Origin of the sequence: Comamonas composti DSM 21721, from assembly GCF_000429845.1 — a bacterium.
Taxonomy (GTDB): domain Bacteria; phylum Pseudomonadota; class Gammaproteobacteria; order Burkholderiales; family Burkholderiaceae_C; genus Comamonas; species Comamonas composti.
In genome coordinates, this window is sequence record NZ_AUCQ01000003.1 from 230,378 (window position 1) to 247,184 (window position 16,807).

A 16,807-nucleotide genomic window follows, 5' to 3' on the forward strand; every position below is an offset into this window, starting at 1 on the left:
GAACTCATCCCGATTGCGCTCCAACGCGGCAGCGTAGAGATCGTAAACACGTTCTTAGGAAAATAAGAGCTGCTAGCGCGCGTCATATAAGGATTTCAGGTGCTTATTAGCCTGAAATCGATTGGTAGAAGGCGCTTGCAGCTATGAATTTTGAATCAGTTCAAGCTGAAAAGATGCGGCCTGCTCTCGCAGCCAGGCCTCGCTCTTGGCGCGCGTGCAGCGCTGCAGCTGCATGAGCAGCGCATGCCCGCAGGCCGCAAGCGCATGGCGTTGGCAAAGGTCTTGCTGCATGCGTGCGAGCAGGGCGGCCGTCACCTCGGCATCGGCCAGGGCGCGGTGGGCGCGGCCCGTGAACTCCAGCCCCAGGTGCTCGGCCAGCCGGCCCAGGCTGTGGCTGGGTGCTTCGGGGTAGATGCGGCGCGACAGCAGCACGGTGCAGGCAAAGGCCTGGGATGCAGGCAGGCCGGCCAGGGTCAGCTCGGACTGCCAGAACTTGCTGTCGAAGGCCGCGTTGTGAGCGACCATGGGCGCCTCGCCCACGAAGCGCAGGGCCTCGCGCATGACCTCGGCCGCAGGCATGGCATTGCTGATGCCCGTGAGCGCAATCACCATCGGCGGTATGCGCACGCCGCTGTGCATGAGGCTCTGGAAGCGGTCCACGATCCGCCCGCCCTGCAGCAGCACGATGCCGATTTCGGTCGCACGTGCGCCCTGGGCCGGGCTCATGCCCGTGGTCTCGAAGTCGATGACGGCAATGGTGGAAGACATGGCGGCATTGTGCCGCCTGTGCTCACTCGTCCTCGGCACAGCCCTCGGCCGGACCCAGGCGCTGCACTACCTGCTCCAGCAGGACATAGAGCTGCTCGACCTGTTCGTGGCCGACCAGCTTTTCGATCTCGGCATAGGTGGCGGAGAAGTCGGGCGCGATCTGGGTGCCGATCGCATGGCCGGCCTTGGTGAGCTCGAACTCGGCGCCGCGCAGATCGCTTGCATGGCGCGAGCGCGCAATCAGCTGGCGCCCCTCCAGGGTCTTGAGCAGGCGCGACAGGCTGGGCATGCTGATGTAGGTGAGCTGGGATAGCTCCACCGGACGCAGCTTGCCCCTGGAGGCAGCCATGGCACGCATCACGCGCCATTGCTGCTCGGTCAGCCCGTGGTTGCGCAGCAGCGGTCGAAAACGCACCATGACCGACTCGCGCGCGCGCATCAGGGCCATGGGCAGGGAGCGCGAGAAGGAGCGCAGCGGTTCCGAAGATGAAAGCGGTGTCTGGTACATGGTCGGCGGCTCAAAGGCGAAAAATTTTATGCCCTCCTGACTGGTAATCCGCCTTGGATGCGATGTATCAAGAAAGTGTGTAGTAACTATCAGTAAGTTTGGCCTTGAGGTGCAGGCGCCACGGCCTGCTTGAAGCGCGCGGCCAGAGCACTCGTGGCCTGCACGAGCAAACCGGTGTCCAAACCCACGGCCACAAAGGCACAGCCCTGCACCAGGTACTGGCGTGCCAGCGCTTCGTTGGGCGTGAGAATGCCTGCGGCTTTGCCCGCATAGCGTATGCGGGTAATCGCATCGGCAATCGCGGCCTGCACTTCGGGGTGGCCGGGATTGCCCACATGGCCCATGGAGGCCGAGAGGTCGGCCGGGCCGATGAAGACGCCGTCCACGCCCTCGGTGGCAGCGATGGCATCGAGCTGCTCCAGCGCCTGCACGGTCTCCACCTGCACCAGCACGCAGATCTGGGCATTTGCCTCGTGGTAATAGCTGGCGCGTCGGCCCCAGGCCGAGGCGCGAGCGCCGCCCATGCCGCGTATGCCGCCCTGGCCGTCGTTTTGCGGATAGCGCGTGGCACGCACGATGCGCGCGGCCTGCTCGGCCGTATCCACCATGGGCACGAGCAGGGTCTGCACGCCGATGTCCAGGTATTGCTTGATCAGCATCTCGCCGATCTCTCCATGCCCCATGGGGACGCGTGCGATCGGGTGGCTGCCGGGATAGGCGGCAATCGCCTGCAGCTGGGACAGCAGGGTGCGCGTGTCATTGGGCCCGTGCTCGCCATCGATGAGCAGCCAGTCAAAGCCTGCGCCTGCGCAGATCTCGGCCGTATACGGGCTGGCCAGGCCCAGCCACAGACCTATCTGTGCCTGGTTCGCCGAGATCGCAGCCTTGAAGGGGTTGATGGGGGTGTGCATGTTCTTTCCTTGTCTTTGAGCTATTCGTGATTTGGCAGACCGCGCAGGCAGGAGCCTGCCTGCGCCCCCATCCGGGGTTGATGGGCGCCAAATGAAAGCGCCAAATGCAAGCCCGAAATGGGGGCGTTAAGCGCAGGTGCTAAAGGCGGGCAGGGGGAATCAGTAGCCCATGCACAGGTACTTGCTGCTCAGGTACTCTTCCATGCCAGCGGCTCCGCCCTCGCGGCCCATGCCCGATTGCTTGACGCCGCCAAACGGGGCGACCGCGGTGCTGATGATGCCGCTGTTGATGCCGACCATGCCGTATTCCAGCGCATTGCCCACGCGCCAGACGCGACCCACATCGCGCGAGAAGAAGTAGGCAGCGAGGCCGAACTCGGTGTCGTTGGCCATGCGGATCGCCTCTTCCTCGGTCTGGAAGCGGAACACCGGAGCCACGGGGCCGAAGACTTCCTCGCGCGCAATGCGCGCCTGCAGCGGCACATCGCAGAGCAGGGTGGGCTCGTAGAAGGTTCCGCCCAGCGCATGGCGGCGTCCGCCCAGCACCAGGCGCGCACCGCTTTGCAGCGCGTCGTCCACAAGCTCCTGGACCTTCTCCACGGCAGCCGTATCGATCAGCGGGCCCTGGGTGGTGCCGTCATCCATGCCATTGCCCACGGCCAGCTTTTCCACGGCGGCCTGGAGCTTGGCCATGAACGCGTCATAGATGCCGTCCTGCACCAGCAGGCGGTTGGCGCAAACGCAGGTCTGGCCGGTGTTGCGGTACTTGGAGGCCATCGCCCCCTCCACCGCCGCGTCCAGATCGGCATCGTCAAAGACGATGAAGGGCGCATTGCCGCCGAGCTCCAGCGACATCTTCTTGAGCGTAGGCGCGCATTGCGCGGCCAGCACGCGACCGACCTCGGTGGAGCCCGTGAACGTGAGCTTGCGCACGACCATGCTCGCCGTGAGCACGCCGCCGATGGCGCGCGAGGAGCCCGTGAGCACGCTGAACACGCCTGCAGGCACGCCTGCACGCTGAGCCAGCTCGGCCAGCGCCAGGGCCGACAGCGGGGTCTGCTGGGCCGGCTTGACGATGATGGTGCAACCTGCGGCCAGGGCCGGAGCCACCTTGCGCGTGATCATGGCGGCAGGAAAGTTCCAGGGCGTGATCGCGGCGCACACGCCCACGGGCTCCTTGGTGACCACGATCTGCTTGCCGGCCCAGGGGGAGGGCACGGTCGAGCCATAGACGCGGCGCGCCTCCTCGGCAAACCACTGCACATAGGAGGCCGCATACGCGATCTCGCCGCGCGACTCGGCCAGGGGCTTGCCCTGCTCGGCCGTCATGATCAGGGCCAGGTCCTCCTGGTGCTCCATCATGAGCTCGAACCAGCGGTGCAGGACAGCGGCTCTGGCCTCGGCCGTCTGCAGCTTCCAGCTGGCAAAGGCCTGCCCGGCGCTGGCGATGCAGCGCTCGGTCTCTGCCTGGCCCATGTTGGGCACACTGGCCAGCAGCGCGCCCGTGGCGGGGTTGCACACATCCAGGCTGGTGCCGTCATCGGCAGCTTGCCATTGGCCGTCGATCAGGCAGTTTGTCTTGAGCAGGGCAGGGTCTCTGAGTGCGAGTGTCATGTGAAAACCAGCGTTGGCTGTGAATGGATTTTGTTAACTTGTTAAATATTAAATCAGCAAAAGCCAGAGTCAACCGGGCAGGGGCTTTTGCTTGCGGATCAAAAAAGCCAGCCGGGACGGGCCTGGCTGGCTGGTTGATGATGCAAGTGCGCCGTCGGCTTATGGGTACAGGCCGCGCATTTCGCGCGCATGCAAAATGCGCTGGCAGGCCACGATGAAGGTGGCCGTGCGCAGCGAGACCTTGTGCTCGTGTGCGACCTGCCAGACGCCTGCAAAGGCCTCTTGCATGATGCGCACCAGGCGGGCATTGATCTCGTCTTCGGTCCAGAAGAAGCTGGAGAAATCCTGCACCCATTCGAAGTAGGACACGGTCACGCCGCCGGCGTTGGCGATCACGTCGGGCAGCACCAGCACGCCCTTGTCGTTGAGGATGTCGTCGGCTTCGGGCGTGGTCGGGCCGTTGGCGCCTTCGATCACCATTTTGGCCTTGATCCTGCCGGCGTTGTCCTTGGTGATCTGGCCCTCCAGGGCCGCAGGGATCAGGATGTCGCAGTCCACGCCCCAGAAGTCGTCGCTGTCCATGACCTCGGCACCCGCAAAGCCGCCCACGCCGCCGCGCTCGGCCACATGGCTCAGCAGGGCCGCCACATCCAGGCCGCTGGCGTTGTGGATGGAGCCCGTGTGGTCCTGTACGGCCACGATCTTGGCGCCGGCATCGGCGAACAACTTGCCGGCCGTGCCGCCCACATTGCCAAAGCCCTGCACGGCAACGCGTGCGCCCTGCACCGGCAGGCCGGTGAGCTTGGCCGCTTCGACTCCCACGGTGAACACGCCGCGACCCGTGGCCTCGACACGGCCCAGCGAGCCGCCAAGGTCTATGGGCTTGCCCGTGACCACACCCGTGGCCGTGGCGCCCACGTTCATGGAGTAGGTATCCATCATCCAGGACATGATCTGGCCGTTGGTGTTCACGTCGGGAGCGGGAATGTCCTTGGTGGGACCGATCAGCAGGCCGATCTCGCTGGTGTAGCGGCGCGTGAGGCGCTCCAGCTCGCCGCGCGACAAGGTCTTGGGGTCCACGCGGATACCGCCCTTGGCACCGCCATAGGGCACGTTGACGGCCGCGTTCTTGACCGACATCCAGGCCGACAAGGCCATGACCTCGGACAGGGTCACATCCTGGTGGAAGCGCACGCCGCCTTTGCCCGGGCCACGGCTCAGGTTGTGCTGCACGCGGTAGCCCTCGAAGTGGGCAATGCGGCCGTCATCCATCTCGATGGGGACGTCCACGATCAGGATGCGCTTGGGACGCTTGAGCGTCTCAACCCAGCGTGCGAGGTGGCCGAGGTAGGGGGTGACGCGCTCCACCTGCTGCAGGTAAATGCCCCAGGGCCCCAGATGGTCGGCCTGCAGGTAGGAAGGAATGGCATGTTGGCCAGCGGTGGGAACAGGTGTTTGCATGGGAATCTGCGAGCAGAAATGAATCTAGAGATTTCAGCTTAGAGGCGGGCAAAAGTGCTGTCCAAGGCTGTATATGGCGCACCTTATGCAAATAAAGCATAGTGAGCTACTGCGCGCCCTGCAAGCCCGCTGAGGCCTGAAAAGGCCACTCATCCGAGTAGCTTTTTCAGGTTTTATTCGACCTGGATATCCTGCAGGTCCGGATCTCCGGGGGGGTAGCGCAGCTCCAGATTGCTCATGACCTCGCGCACCAGGGTGGCGATCATGAGGTTGCGGTGGGTCTTGGAGTCGGCCGGCACGATGGTCCAGGGTGCCCAGGGCTTGTGCGTGGCGCCCAGCAACTGGCCATAGGCCTGCTGATAGGCATCCCACTGGCTTCTGGCGCGCATGTCGCTGGCGTCGAACTTCCAGTGCTTGGCCGGATCGTCGAGCCGCTCCTGCAGGCGCTGGCGCTGCGTGTCCTTGCCGATGTGCAGCAGAAACTTGAGCACGATGGTGCCGGTCTCGCTGAGCATGCGCTCGAAGTCGTTGATATGGGCCAGGCGCTGCAGATGCTGCTCGGGTGTAATCCATTCGTTGACCACGGGCACGAGCACGTCCTCGTAATGGCTGCGGTTGAACAGCACGATCTCGCCGCTGCCCGGCACTTGCTGATGGATGCGCCACAGGTAGTCGTGGGCTTTTTCCTGTTCGGTTGGCGCCTTCCAGCCCACGGAGCGCAGGCCCAGGGGGCTCATGCCGCCGAACACGCCACGTATGGTGCCGTCCTTGCCCGAGGTGTCCGTACCCTGGAGGATGACGAGCAGCTTGTAGCGGCGGTCGGCATAGAACAGGTTTTGCAGGCCGTCGAGCTCCTGTGCCAGGGCCTCGACCAGCGCCTTGTCCTCGGCCTTGCCCTGGCCCTTGGAAAAGGGCTTGGCTGAATGATCGAAGTCCTTGAGTGCGATGGCCTGGTCATTTTCTTCGGGCCTGGGCTGCCACTGGCTCCACAAGGCCTGCAGGTCGGCATAGCGGCTAGAAAATGGCGTGGATGATGGTTCCATGGATTCTCCGATCAGGATGTCGCTCTTCTTTCGGGAGCTATTGGCGCTATTGCGGGAGCGATGGCAAGCGAGGGAATCTGCCTGCGTGTGGCAAGGCATTGTGCAGGAGCTTGCTACGGCGGGAGGGCTGGCTGGCATACAACTGCTTTCAATTTCCACCCAGCTGTCATGTGCCAGGCGGATTGGGTTTCATAAGCTTGGGCCTGGCCAAGACCTGCGGAGCAAGCTCCACCGCCATACCCATGATGACCCATCTCTTGCGTCTTTTGCTCTCCGGCTTCCGGGCCTTTCTGGCCATATGCTCATGTGCGGCCCTGACGGCCTGCGGCGGCGCGCAGAAGCTGGCTGGCCATGCCGGTGCGCACTATTTGACTCTGGATGGCAACGCGCCGCAGGTGATTGCCCACAGAGGTTTCTCGGGAAGATATCCGGAGCAGACGCAAATGGCCTACGAGGCGGCGGCCGATGCCGGGGCCGACATGCTGGAGTTGGACATGCACATGACGCGCGACTGCCAGTTGGTCGCTCGTCACAATGCCTGGCTCAGTGACAGCACCAACGTCGCCCGTGTGGCGGCGACCAACCCGGATGTCGCCCGCCGCCGACGCATGGCCGAGGGCATCTGGGTGAATGTGACGTATCCGGCCACGCCGGCGCACGGGCCCACTCAGTATCTGAGCGATCAGCTCGTTCCAGGCGACCCCCGCTCCGTGCTTCAGGCCCTGGTCGTGGATGGGGAGGATCACCGCAACGACTGGGCCATCAGCGACTTCAGCATGCAAGAGCTGCGAGATCTGCTGCGGGGCCGTATTCTGGACAATGCCGCGGACCGCTCCTCGGAATGGAATGACAAGCTGCCGTTGATCAGCGCCCAGGAGGTGCTCGACATCGCCGTCGCCAAGGGCAAGGCACAAGGCCGTGTGATTTTGGTCTATGCGGAAACCAAGAATCCTTACTGGAACAACCAGCAGGCGATTGCCAACGGCTGCGGCGTTCCGGGCTCACGCCCTTTCGAGCAGGCGGTGCTCCAGTTGCTGGGGCAAAACGGTCTCAATACGCCAGATTCGGCCATTTACATACAGAGCTTCGACCCCGACAGCCTGAGATACCTGCGCAGCGCCGGCATGAAGGCCAAAGCCGTGCAACTGATAGATGGCAATGACATCGACTACCGCGACGGCTCGGTGATCTACATCACGCAGGATGCCTCGACCTTTGTCAGCGGCCGGCCTTATAGCTGGACTCTGGCCGGTGATGCACGCAGCTTTGGGGCCATGCTCACCCCTGAGGGGCTGGCCGAGATCAAACGCTATGCGGATGGCATCGGCCCCTGGAAGCCCCAGGTGCTCGCGCATGCAGTGCGGCCTTACGTGCAAGGCTCTGGCTTGAAGGATGTCAATCAGCTCAAGGACACCGGCTTGATTGCCGCAGTGCACAAGGCGGGTCTTGTGGTGCACAGCTTCACTTTCCGCAACGAGCCTGCGCGCCTGGCCGGTATGTTCAACAACGATCCGCAGCAGGAGTACTTGGCTTATTACCGTCTGGGTATCGATGGGGTGTTCACCGACTTCACAGACACGGCATTGCAGACCCGCGCGACCTATGCGTGGGAGTTGAAGCGTTGACGAATCAGCGTGCTGCTCCACAGCGGGTCTTGGGCTGGCTCTCGCTGCGCCCAGAAGAGCGCTTCAGTCCAGCCAAAGCTCCAGGACTTCATCGCCCAGGCCATCGACCTCTCCCGTGGGCTTCCAGCCCAGGTGGCGGTAAAAGCCATGCGAGCGCACGCCGGGGTCGCTGGAGCAGCCCAGAAACAAACGCTTCAAACCCTGCTGGCGGAAGGCATCAACCATGTGCTGCAGCAAGGCCTTGCCGAGGCCCAGGCCCTCATGCTCAGGCAGCAGGGCCAGCACCACGATCTCTCCACTGTCGCGATCGCCAAAGCAATAGCCGGCCATATGCCCATCCATGCAGGCCACGACGCCTGGGAGGCTGCCGTCTGCAATGCCTGCGCTCCAGGACTCCTGGGTAATGCCCAGGGCTGCCAGCGCCTCGGCAGAGAACGCGTTCTCGCGCGTCATCCCGCGAATCCGGATGCACAGACTTGCGTCCTCCGGGATTGCGGGTCTGAGAGTCGGTGCTGCCATATCCTGGCTCAGCCGAGGTTGGGGGCAAGCAGGCGGCGCAGCTCTTCACGGTCCATGCCTCGGCGCGCGGCCATGTCTTCCAGCTGATCTTCGCCGATCTGACCCACGTTGAAATAGCTGGCCTCGGGATAGCCGATGTAAAAGCCGCTGACGCTGGAGGCCGGGTTCATGGCCAGGCTTTCCGTGAGGCTCATGCCGATCTCGCCGGCATCCAGCACGGCGAACAAATCGGTCTTGGCGCTGTGGTCGGGGCAGGCCGGGTAGCCGGGCGCGGGCCGTATGCCCTGGTATTGCTCCTTGATGAGTTCTTCGTTGCTGAGCTGCTCTGCGGTGGCATAGCCCCACAAGTCCTTGCGCACGCGTTCGTGCAGGCACTCGGCAAAGGCTTCGGCCAGGCGGTCGGCCAGGGCCTTGAACATGATGGAGCTGTAGTCGTCCAGAGCATCCTGGAACTCCTTGTCCTTCTTCTCGGCGCCAATGCCGGCGGTCACCGCAAACAGACCGGCGTAGTCCTTGATGCCCGAGTCCTTGGACGCCACAAAGTCGCTGAGGCAGCGGCTGGGGCGCATCACGCCATCGATCATCTGCTTTTCGGTCTGCTGGCGCATGCCGTACCAGGTCATGAGCACCTGGGTGCGCGACTCGTCGGCATAGAACTCTATGTCGTCGCCCACGCGATTCGCGGGAAACAGGCCCATTACGCCATTGGCCTGCAGCCAGCGGCCCGTGATGATCCTGCCCAGCATGGCCTGGCCGTCGGCCAGTACCTTGCGTGCTTCCACGCCCACGATCTCGTCGTCGAGTATGGCCGGATAGGGCCCGGCGAGATCCCAGGTCTGGAAGAACGGTCCCCAGTCTATGTAGCGCGCGATCTCGGCGAGGTCGAAGTTTTTGAAGATGCGCCGGCCCAGGGCGCGAGGCACCACGGGAGCGTGGGTGGAGAAATCCACAGGCGTGTCGTTGGCGCGTGCCTGCTCCAGGCTCCAGAGCACGGTCTTCTTCTTGTTCGCATGCTGGGTGCGCACCTTGTCGTAATCGGCCTGTACCTCGGCCAGATAGTTGCTCTTGTTCTCGCCCAGCAGGCTTTGCGCCACGCTCACGCTGCGCGAGGCGTCGGGCACATAGACCACCGGGCCTTCGTACTTGGGCGCGATCTTCACGGCCGTATGCACGCGTGAGCAGGTGGCGCCGCCGATCAGCAGAGGGATCTTCTTGATGCGGAAATACTCGTCCTTGTCCATCTCGCCGGCCACATACTGCATCTCCTCCAGGCTGGGCGTGATCAGGCCCGACAGGCCGATGATGTCCGCTCCCTCGGCCTTGGCACGTGCCAGGATCTCGTGGCAGGGCACCATCACTCCCATGTTGATGACCTCGAAGTTGTTGCACTGAAGCACCACGGTGACGATGTTCTTGCCGATGTCGTGCACATCGCCCTTGACCGTGGCGATCACGATCTTGCCCTTGCTGGACACGTCCAGACCCGCGGCCTCCTGGGCCTTTTTCTCTTCCTCGATATAGGGAATGAGATGGGCCACGGCCTGCTTCATCACGCGCGCGCTCTTGACCACCTGAGGCAGGAACATCTTGCCCGCGCCGAACAGGTCGCCGACCACATTCATGCCATCCATGAGCGGACCTTCGATCACATGCAGCGGACGTCCTCCACCCTGGACCACGATCTGCTGGTAGGCCTCCTCGGTGTCCTCGGTGATGAAGTCGGTAATGCCGTGCACCAGCGCATGCGACAGGCGCTGGCCCACGGAGACCGGCTTGTCGGGCGTGCCGCGCCACTCCAGCTTCTTGCTGTCATCCTTGGCCGCGCCCTTGGCTTCCTCGGCGACCTCCAGCAGGCGTTCGGCCGCATCGGGGCGGCGGTTGAGGACCACGTCCTCCACGCGCTCGCGCAGCCGGGGTTCGAGATCGTCGTACACGCCCACCATGCCGGCGTTGACGATGCCCATGTCCATGCCGGCCTTGATCGCGTGGTAGAGGAAGACCGTGTGTATGGCCTCGCGCACGGGGTCGTTGCCGCGAAAGCTGAACGACACGTTGGACACGCCGCCGCTGACCTTGGCTCCGGGCAGGTTCTGCTTGATCCAGCGCACGGACTCGATGAAGTCCACCGCATAGTTGTTGTGCTCTTCTATGCCCGTGGCCACCGCAAAGATGTTGGGGTCGAAGATGATGTCCTCGGGGGCAAAGCCCACCTCGTCCACGAGGATGCGGTAGGCGCGCTCGCAGATTTCTATCTTGCGCGCAAAGGTGTCGGCCTGGCCTTTCTCGTCGAAAGCCATGACCACGGCTGCGGCTCCATAGCGCTTGATGAGCTTGGCGTGGTGCTTGAACAGCTCCACGCCCTCCTTCATGGAGATGGAGTTGACGATGCCCTTGCCCTGCAGGCAGCGCAGGCCTGCCTCGATGACTTCCCATTTGGAGCTGTCCACCATGACCGGCACCTTGGCGATGTCGGGCTCGGAGGCGATCAGGTTCAGAAAGCGCACCATGGCTGCCTTGCTGTCCAGCATGGCCTCGTCCATGTTGACGTCGATCACCTGGGCGCCGTTCTCCACCTGCTGGCGCGCCACGGACAGTGCCTGCTCGTACTGCTCGTTGAGAACCATGCGCGCAAAGGCCTTGGAGCCCGTGACGTTGGTGCGCTCGCCCACGTTGACGAACAGACTGCCCTCGCCAATGAAGACGGGCTCCAGGCCCGACAGGCGCATGGGAGGAAGGTTTGCAGCCTTTGCTGCAGCAGCGGAAGTGGCTAGGGACATAGGCTCACCTGGGTTGGGGCAGCGCCGGACAAGTCCCTCATCGTGCAGACCGGTTCGGCGTCGCCTTCAAGGACGACGACAGGTGAGCGTCGTTGTACTGGCCGCAAGGCAAAATCCAGCATCCGAGCCTGACGGTCTGTTGGAGTTGACCGCTGCAACGCTCCTCGGAAAAATGGTGATTTTACCGGCCCCGGGCGCGATCGGATCGAAGCGCGCCCATGCATGGCCGGCTCCGGCGGCCAGGCTCACACCGAGAGATAGGCCTTGAGGCGCTGCACATCGGTATCGGCGCGCGCCGTTTCATGCATGAAACGGCCACCCTCGAGAACCAGCAGGCGGTCGGCCACGTCCAGCGCAAAGGACAGCACCTGCTCGCTGACGACAATGGTGATGCGCCCCATCTTGCGAGTCTCTTTGAGGGCGTGTGCTATGTCCTTGATGATGGACGGCTGAATGCCCTCGGTGGGCTCGTCCAGCAGCAAGACCGTGGGCCTGGTGACCAGAGCGCGGGCAATCGCCAACTGCTGTTGCTGGCCGCCCGAGAGGTTGCCGCCCTTGCGTTTTCGCATCTCCCAAAGCACTGGAAACAGAGTGTAGATTTCTTCGGGGACATGCGTGCTCGCCGAATGCTCCAGCCCGGTGCGGATGTTCTCTTCCACGCTCAGGCTGGAGAAGATCATGCGTCCCTGAGGGACATAGGCTAGCCCCTTGGTCACCCGCCTGAAGCTCTCGAGCTGGGTCAGCTCCTGCCCCTGCACCCTGATGCTGCCCCTTTGTGCTGGCAACATGCCTATCAGGCTTTTGAACAGCGTGGTCTTGCCCATGCCGTTGCGGCCCATGATGGCCAGGGTTTCGTTTTCCCCGGCCTGGAAGCTCAGCCCATGCAGGACCTGGCTCTGGCCGTAGGCCACGCATAAGTTCTCGACTTGCAGCATCTGCAACTCCATTCGCATGTGTTCAATGCCCTAGATAGACATCCACCACTCTGGGGTCGGCCTGCACCTTGCTCATGGAGCCCTCGGCGAGGACTTTTCCCTGGTGCATGACCGTGACCTTGTGGGCAATGCGGGCCACAAATTCCATGTCGTGCTCGATCACGATCACCGAGCGGTTCTTGCAGATACGCTGCAGCAACTCGGCCGTGAGCTCGCGTTCGCGCGCGCTCATCCCGGCAATGGGCTCGTCGAGCATCAGCAGCGCAGGGTCCTGGATGAGCAGCATGCCTATCTCCAGCCACTGCTTTTGACCATGGCTGAGCAGGCATGCATCCTGCTTCAGTTGCTCTTCCAGGCCTATTTCGTGGGCCACGGCATGCACTCGTGCGCCCACCTCCTGGGTGCGGCGGTAGCTCAGAGCTCCAAGAACCGAGCGGCCAGACGGATAGGAAACTTCAAGGTTCTGGAAGACCGACAGATTCTCGTAGATCGATGGGGTCTGGAACTTGCGCCCCATGCCCATGCGCACGCGCCGGTGCTCGGCAATGCGCGTGAGCTCCTGATTTCTGAACTTGATGCTGCCGCTGCTGGCGCGGATCTTGCCGCAGATCAGGTCCAGCAAAGTGGTCTTTCCAGCCCCGTTGGGGCCTATGACCACGCGCAGCTCGTTCTTGTCCACATACAGCGTCAGCGCGTCTATGGCCTTGAAGCCGTCAAAGGACACGCTCAGGTCTTCCACGGCAAGGATGAAATCGGTCTCGCTCATGACTTGCTCCAGGCCTGGACGTGCAAGGCATCGGGCATCGGGCGTGTCTTTCTTGGGGTTGGCTCGGGTGAGGATGTGTCTGGCCTGGAGGGTATTGCCGGCGGTGGGGCAATCCTTTGGCGCCAGCCGCGCCACCAGGGACGTGCATGGCTGTGCCAGAGGCCGGCAAGACCCATGGGAAAGAACAGGGTCACGCCGATGAACAAGGCAGCCATGAGGAAAAGCCAGAGCTCGGGCAGGCTCTCGGAGAAGTAGGTCTTGCCAGCATTGACCAAGAGCGTGCCGTACACGGCGCCAATGAGACTCATGCGCCCGCCGACCGCAGCAAAAACCACCATTTCTATCGAAGGCACAATGCCCACGAAGCTGGGCGACATGAAGCCGACCTGCAGTGTGAACAAGGCTCCGCCCAGGCCGGACAGGGCGGCGGCCAGGCAGAACACGAAGATCTTGAAGCTGGACACGTCATAGCCCGAAAAGCGCACGCGGTCTTCCTTGTCGCGCATGGCGAGCAGCAAGAGGCCCAGCTTGCCGGTCTGCACCCGGCGACACAGCCCGATGGAGACGAGCAGCAGGCTCACGCACAGGTAGTAGAGGAGGTATTTGGCGCTGTCGCTGCGTATGTCCCAGCCCCAGAGGGTCCTGAGGTCGGTGATGCCGTTGATCCCGCCCGTATAGCCCTGCTGGCCGATGATGAGCACCGAAAGAATCAGGGCTATGGCCTGGCTGATGATGGCAAAGTAGACCCCGCCCACGCGGCGTTTGAACAGCGCAAGACCCATGATCCAGGCCAGCAGCATGGGCATGGCGATGACGGCCAGCAGTGCAAATGGCAGGTGCTGAAACGGCTGCCAGAGCAGGGGCAGTTCTGTGAGCTGGTTCCAGTCCATGAAGTCGGGAATGCCTGGCGTGGACTGCATGCCGGTACTGGCCTTGTCCGAGGCTTCCAGCTTCAGGAACATGGCCATGGCATAGCCGCCCAGGCCGAAGAAAATGCCCTGCCCCAGGCTGAGCACGCCGCCATAGCCCCAGACCATGACCAGGCCTACGGCCACGAAGGCGTAGCAGAGATATTTGCCCACAAGATTGAGCCTGAAGATGTCGAGCCCCAGTGGAAGAACCAGCATCAGCAGGATGGCGAGCAGCAGCAGGCTGGCGAGCTGGTAGCGCCGGGCCCAGGCATAAAAGGCGTGCATGATTCAACTCCGGTGAACTGACAGAGGCTGTGGATGCGGCAAAGCGCAGAGACTGTCCCGTCTTCGCAAGGGGTTCAGCGTCTGAGCCTGGAGGCGAACAGGCCCTGGGGCCTGAGCATGAGAATGCAGACGATCAGAAAAAGCGTGAGCACTCTGGCCATGGAGCCGGCCAGAAAGAACTCGGCAATGGACTGCGCCTGGGCAATGCCAAAGGCCGATGCCACGGTCCCCAGCAGGCTGGTTGCGCCGCCAAAAGTCACGACCAGGAAAGAGTCCACGATGTAGAGCGAGCCCGTGGTCGGGCCCGTGGAGCCGATGGTGGTGAACGCGGCGCCAGCGACACCGGCAATGCCGCAGCCTATGGCAAATGTCAGCCGGTCGGTTTTGCGGGTGTTGATGCCTATGGCATTCGCCATGGGGCGGTTGTTGACCGTGGCCCGCACGCGCAGTCCCCAGCGGCTTTGATGCAAGGCCATGAGTACGGCGGCCGTGACCAGCAGCGTCAGCAGCAATACGAACAGCCCGTTGATGGGGATGTCCAGCCCCTGCGCCGGAGCCCATGAGCCCAGCAGCCATTCTGGTAAGACCGGGCTGACTTCCTTCGGGCCGATGAGGCTGCGAAAGCATTGCTGCAGGCCCAGGCTGAGCCCCCAGGTGGCCAGCAAGGTGTCCAGGGGACGCTGGTAAAGGTGGCGGATCAGCGCCCATTCCACAAGCCATCCGAGTGCAAATGCAAGCCCGAAGGCCGCTGCAATCGCCAGCGGGAAGTAGTAGGCCACAAGACCCGGGGTGTGCTGGCTGACGAAGGCCGAGCACAGATAGATGGCATAGGCCCCGAGGGTCATGAACTCGCCATGGGCCATATTGATCACGCCCATCTGACCAAAGATGATCGCCAGGCCCAGGCCCATGAGCAGCAGAACGGCAAACAGGCTCAGACCCGCAAAGCCCTGCATGAGGCCAATGTTCAGCATTTCGGAAAGCGTCATGCGAGAGCTCCTGCGTGCAAACCAGCCGGGAATCTGCCAGGTAGCCGAAAGGCCGCCTGGCAAGGAGTGCTTCAATACCCCTTGGGAAAAGGGTCGGGCCGTATGAGATCGGGTGACTCGGCCACCACCTTGAAGCTGCCGTCGGGCAAGCCCATGGCAATGCGCGACTTGCTCCACAGGTGGTGGTTGGCATCGAGCTTCACATAGCCTTCGGGTGCGATCTTGAGCTCCAGGCCGGGCGAGGCAAGCACGACCTTGTTCACATCGAAGCTGCCGGCCTTTTCGACAGCTGCCTTCCACAGCCAGGGAGAGAGGTAGCCCGACTGGGTGGTGTCGCCTATGACGGCCTTGGTGCCGTATCTGGCCTTGAAGGCTTTGACGAATTTCTTGTTGTTGGCGTTGTCCAGGGTCTGGAAATACTTCATGGAGGAGTAAAAGCCCGCGAAATTTTCTCCGCCTATGCCCGTCATCTCGTCTTCGGTGACTGCCCAGGTCAACAGCAACTGCTTGGCCGAGGTGATCCCGGCGGCCTTGAGTGCTTTGTAGAAAGCCACGGTAGAGCCACCGACCACGGCAATCAGCAGGCAGTCGGGCTTTTGCAGCTTGATCTTGTTCATCAGCGGGCCGAAGCTCGTGCTGTCCATCGGGTAGTACTCTTCGCCGACGATCCGGCCTTTTTGCACACCCTCTATGTGCTTGCGTGCAATCTTCATCACGGTGCGGGGCCAGATGTAGTCCGAGCCCACAAAGAAAAAATTCTTGGCGTTTTTTTCCTTCTTCGCCCAGTCCAGGCTGTAGAGGATTTGCTGGGTGGCTTCCTGGCCTGTATAGATCACGTTCTTCGACTGTTCGAGGCCCTCATAGAAAGTGGGGTAGTAGAGCAGGCCGTTTTCCTTCTCGAAGATCGGCAGCACGGCCTTGCGCGAAGCACTGGTCCAGCAGCCGAAGACGGCCGCGCAGCGGTCGTTGATCAGCAGCTTCTTGGACTTTTCGGCAAACGTGGGCCAGTCCGAGGCACCGTCCTCCTTGATGAGCCGGATCTTGCGGCCCAGAACGCCGCCTTGGGCGTTGATCTCTTCTATGGCCAACTGCTCGGCCTGCATGGCTCCGGTCTCGGAAATCGCCATAATGCCCGTGGCCGAGTGCAGTTGCCCCACCACTACCTCGGAGCTGCTCACGGCCAGCCCCGTGGTGTTGACCAAGGCCTCTGCCAAAGACCAGGCAGGGAAGCCGGCCATGGATGCGGCTCCCAGAGTCTGTAGCAGGCGGCGCCGATCACGGGCTGTGGCCTGCCCCGAGTCGAATTCGGATGGTTGCTTCATGAAACGCTCCTTGTACGAGTGGAGTTAATGCACTGCAGCAAGACTAGGTACAAGAAAGAAGGCTTCCCATACGTTAATTGCCGTAGCGGGCTCGGGCCGTGCATGCCCCGTGACTCTCCCCTGGCAGGAACGTTTTTTGCATGAGCGCCGGCATGATTTTCATCAAGGCTTCACATCGACTTACAGGCTGCCACTGACTTGGGCCGTATGCACAAGTCATAAGGAGAAGAGGGCGGGAGGCGGGATTCGGGCAGGAGTGCCCGCTCTTGGTGCCGACTGGCCAGTGTTCTGAGTATTTACTCCCCAATTGAGGGCAAAGAAGCCTTTCTGCCCTGTCCCTGCGCGTGAGGGCTGGAACAGGCTTGAAGGCACG

General features: G+C 62.7%; 14 protein-coding genes and 1 riboswitch. Of the genes, 1 reads left to right on the forward strand and 13 read right to left on the reverse strand.

The annotated features are described in order from the left end of the window. Positions 1-141: 141 nt before the first annotated feature. The 6 genes from G486_RS0104390 to G486_RS0104415 form a co-directional block, all read right to left on the reverse strand. The gene (locus tag G486_RS0104390) at positions 142-768 is read right to left on the reverse strand and encodes a 3'-5' exonuclease (protein WP_027014440.1); all 627 of its coding nucleotides are present in this window, start codon (positions 766-768) and stop codon (positions 142-144) included. Between the two features lie 22 nt (positions 769-790). Beyond that, a complete protein-coding gene (gene hpaR, locus G486_RS0104395; protein ID WP_027014441.1) occupies positions 791-1,276 on the reverse strand; it encodes a homoprotocatechuate degradation operon regulator HpaR in 486 nt (161 codons plus the stop codon). Between the two features lie 89 nt (positions 1,277-1,365). Continuing rightward, entirely contained in the window at positions 1,366-2,187 is an 822-nt protein-coding gene (locus tag G486_RS0104400) for an aldolase/citrate lyase family protein (RefSeq protein ID WP_027014442.1), read from the reverse strand. A 159-nt stretch (positions 2,188-2,346) separates the two neighbouring features. Beyond that, a complete protein-coding gene (locus G486_RS0104405) occupies positions 2,347-3,801 on the reverse strand; it encodes an NAD-dependent succinate-semialdehyde dehydrogenase (protein ID WP_027014443.1) in 1,455 nt (484 codons plus the stop codon). Positions 3,802-3,960: 159 nt separating this feature from the next. Next, positions 3,961-5,262: a Glu/Leu/Phe/Val family dehydrogenase gene (locus tag G486_RS0104410; RefSeq protein ID WP_027014444.1), complete on the reverse strand. Its 1,302-nt coding sequence runs from the start codon at positions 5,260-5,262 to the stop codon at positions 3,961-3,963. Positions 5,263-5,435: 173 nt separating this feature from the next. Next, positions 5,436-6,305, reverse strand: coding sequence for a PPK2 family polyphosphate kinase (locus G486_RS0104415; RefSeq protein ID WP_027014445.1), 870 nt, complete (start codon positions 6,303-6,305; stop codon positions 5,436-5,438). Between the two features lie 245 nt (positions 6,306-6,550). Here G486_RS0104415 and G486_RS0104420 point away from each other — a divergent pair, with 245 nt between their 5' ends. Then, positions 6,551-7,930 carry a glycerophosphodiester phosphodiesterase family protein gene (locus tag G486_RS0104420; protein ID WP_051303150.1) on the forward strand — a complete coding sequence of 460 codons (1,380 nt, stop codon included), beginning with the start codon at positions 6,551-6,553 and terminating at the stop codon, positions 7,928-7,930. A gap of 63 nt (positions 7,931-7,993) precedes the next feature. Here G486_RS0104420 and G486_RS0104425 read toward each other — a convergent pair whose 3' ends face one another. The 7 genes from G486_RS0104425 to G486_RS0104455 form a co-directional block, all read right to left on the reverse strand. Beyond that, positions 7,994-8,449, reverse strand: a complete 456-nt coding sequence (locus G486_RS0104425; protein ID WP_027014447.1) for a GNAT family N-acetyltransferase — start codon at positions 8,447-8,449, stop codon at positions 7,994-7,996. An 8-nt stretch (positions 8,450-8,457) separates the two neighbouring features. Further along, the gene (gene metH, locus G486_RS21525; RefSeq protein WP_211233747.1) at positions 8,458-11,226 is read right to left on the reverse strand and encodes a methionine synthase; all 2,769 of its coding nucleotides are present in this window, start codon (positions 11,224-11,226) and stop codon (positions 8,458-8,460) included. 77 nt (positions 11,227-11,303) lie between these two features. Further along, positions 11,304-11,398: riboswitch (S-adenosyl-L-homocysteine riboswitch) on the reverse strand. A 73-nt stretch (positions 11,399-11,471) separates the two neighbouring features. Then, on the reverse strand, positions 11,472-12,161 hold the full coding sequence (gene urtE / locus G486_RS0104435; RefSeq protein ID WP_027014448.1) for an urea ABC transporter ATP-binding subunit UrtE: 690 nt from the start codon (positions 12,159-12,161) through the stop codon (positions 11,472-11,474). Positions 12,162-12,183: 22 nt separating this feature from the next. After that, positions 12,184-12,927 (reverse strand): urea ABC transporter ATP-binding protein UrtD, encoded by a 744-nt coding sequence (gene urtD / locus G486_RS0104440; protein ID WP_027014449.1) that lies wholly within the window; start codon positions 12,925-12,927, stop codon positions 12,184-12,186. Continuing rightward, the gene (gene urtC, locus G486_RS21530; RefSeq protein WP_051303122.1) at positions 12,924-14,123 is read right to left on the reverse strand and encodes an urea ABC transporter permease subunit UrtC; all 1,200 of its coding nucleotides are present in this window, start codon (positions 14,121-14,123) and stop codon (positions 12,924-12,926) included. Before urtC ends, urtD begins: the two co-directional genes overlap by 4 nt. Before the next feature lie 74 nt (positions 14,124-14,197). Next, positions 14,198-15,112: an urea ABC transporter permease subunit UrtB gene (gene urtB, locus G486_RS0104450; protein WP_027014450.1), complete on the reverse strand. Its 915-nt coding sequence runs from the start codon at positions 15,110-15,112 to the stop codon at positions 14,198-14,200. A 71-nt stretch (positions 15,113-15,183) separates the two neighbouring features. Further along, positions 15,184-16,434, reverse strand: coding sequence for a transporter substrate-binding protein (locus G486_RS0104455; RefSeq protein ID WP_027014451.1), 1,251 nt, complete (start codon positions 16,432-16,434; stop codon positions 15,184-15,186). Positions 16,435-16,807: the final 373 nt, after the last annotated feature.

Bases quoted from the DNA above. Each gene is read 5' to 3' on its own strand.
- G486_RS0104390 (WP_027014440.1), bottom strand. From the start codon at position 768: ATGTCTTCCACCATTGCCGTCATCGACTTCGAGACCACGGGCATGAGC.
- hpaR (WP_027014441.1), bottom strand. From the start codon at position 1,276: ATGTACCAGACACCGCTTTCATCTTCGGAACCGCTGCGCTCCTTCTCG.
- G486_RS0104400 (WP_027014442.1), bottom strand. From the start codon at position 2,187: ATGCACACCCCCATCAACCCCTTCAAGGCTGCGATCTCGGCGAACCAG.
- G486_RS0104405 (WP_027014443.1), bottom strand. From the start codon at position 3,801: ATGACACTCGCACTCAGAGACCCTGCCCTGCTCAAGACAAACTGCCTG.
- G486_RS0104410 (WP_027014444.1), bottom strand. From the start codon at position 5,262: ATGCAAACACCTGTTCCCACCGCTGGCCAACATGCCATTCCTTCCTAC.
- G486_RS0104415 (WP_027014445.1), bottom strand. From the start codon at position 6,305: ATGGAACCATCATCCACGCCATTTTCTAGCCGCTATGCCGACCTGCAG.
- G486_RS0104420 (WP_051303150.1), top strand. From the start codon at position 6,551: ATGACCCATCTCTTGCGTCTTTTGCTCTCCGGCTTCCGGGCCTTTCTG.
- G486_RS0104425 (WP_027014447.1), bottom strand. From the start codon at position 8,449: ATGGCAGCACCGACTCTCAGACCCGCAATCCCGGAGGACGCAAGTCTG.
- metH (WP_211233747.1), bottom strand. From the start codon at position 11,226: ATGTCCCTAGCCACTTCCGCTGCTGCAGCAAAGGCTGCAAACCTTCCT.
- urtE (WP_027014448.1), bottom strand. From the start codon at position 12,161: ATGCTGCAAGTCGAGAACTTATGCGTGGCCTACGGCCAGAGCCAGGTC.
- urtD (WP_027014449.1), bottom strand. From the start codon at position 12,927: ATGAGCGAGACCGATTTCATCCTTGCCGTGGAAGACCTGAGCGTGTCC.
- urtC (WP_051303122.1), bottom strand. From the start codon at position 14,123: ATGCACGCCTTTTATGCCTGGGCCCGGCGCTACCAGCTCGCCAGCCTG.
- urtB (WP_027014450.1), bottom strand. From the start codon at position 15,112: ATGACGCTTTCCGAAATGCTGAACATTGGCCTCATGCAGGGCTTTGCG.
- G486_RS0104455 (WP_027014451.1), bottom strand. From the start codon at position 16,434: ATGAAGCAACCATCCGAATTCGACTCGGGGCAGGCCACAGCCCGTGAT.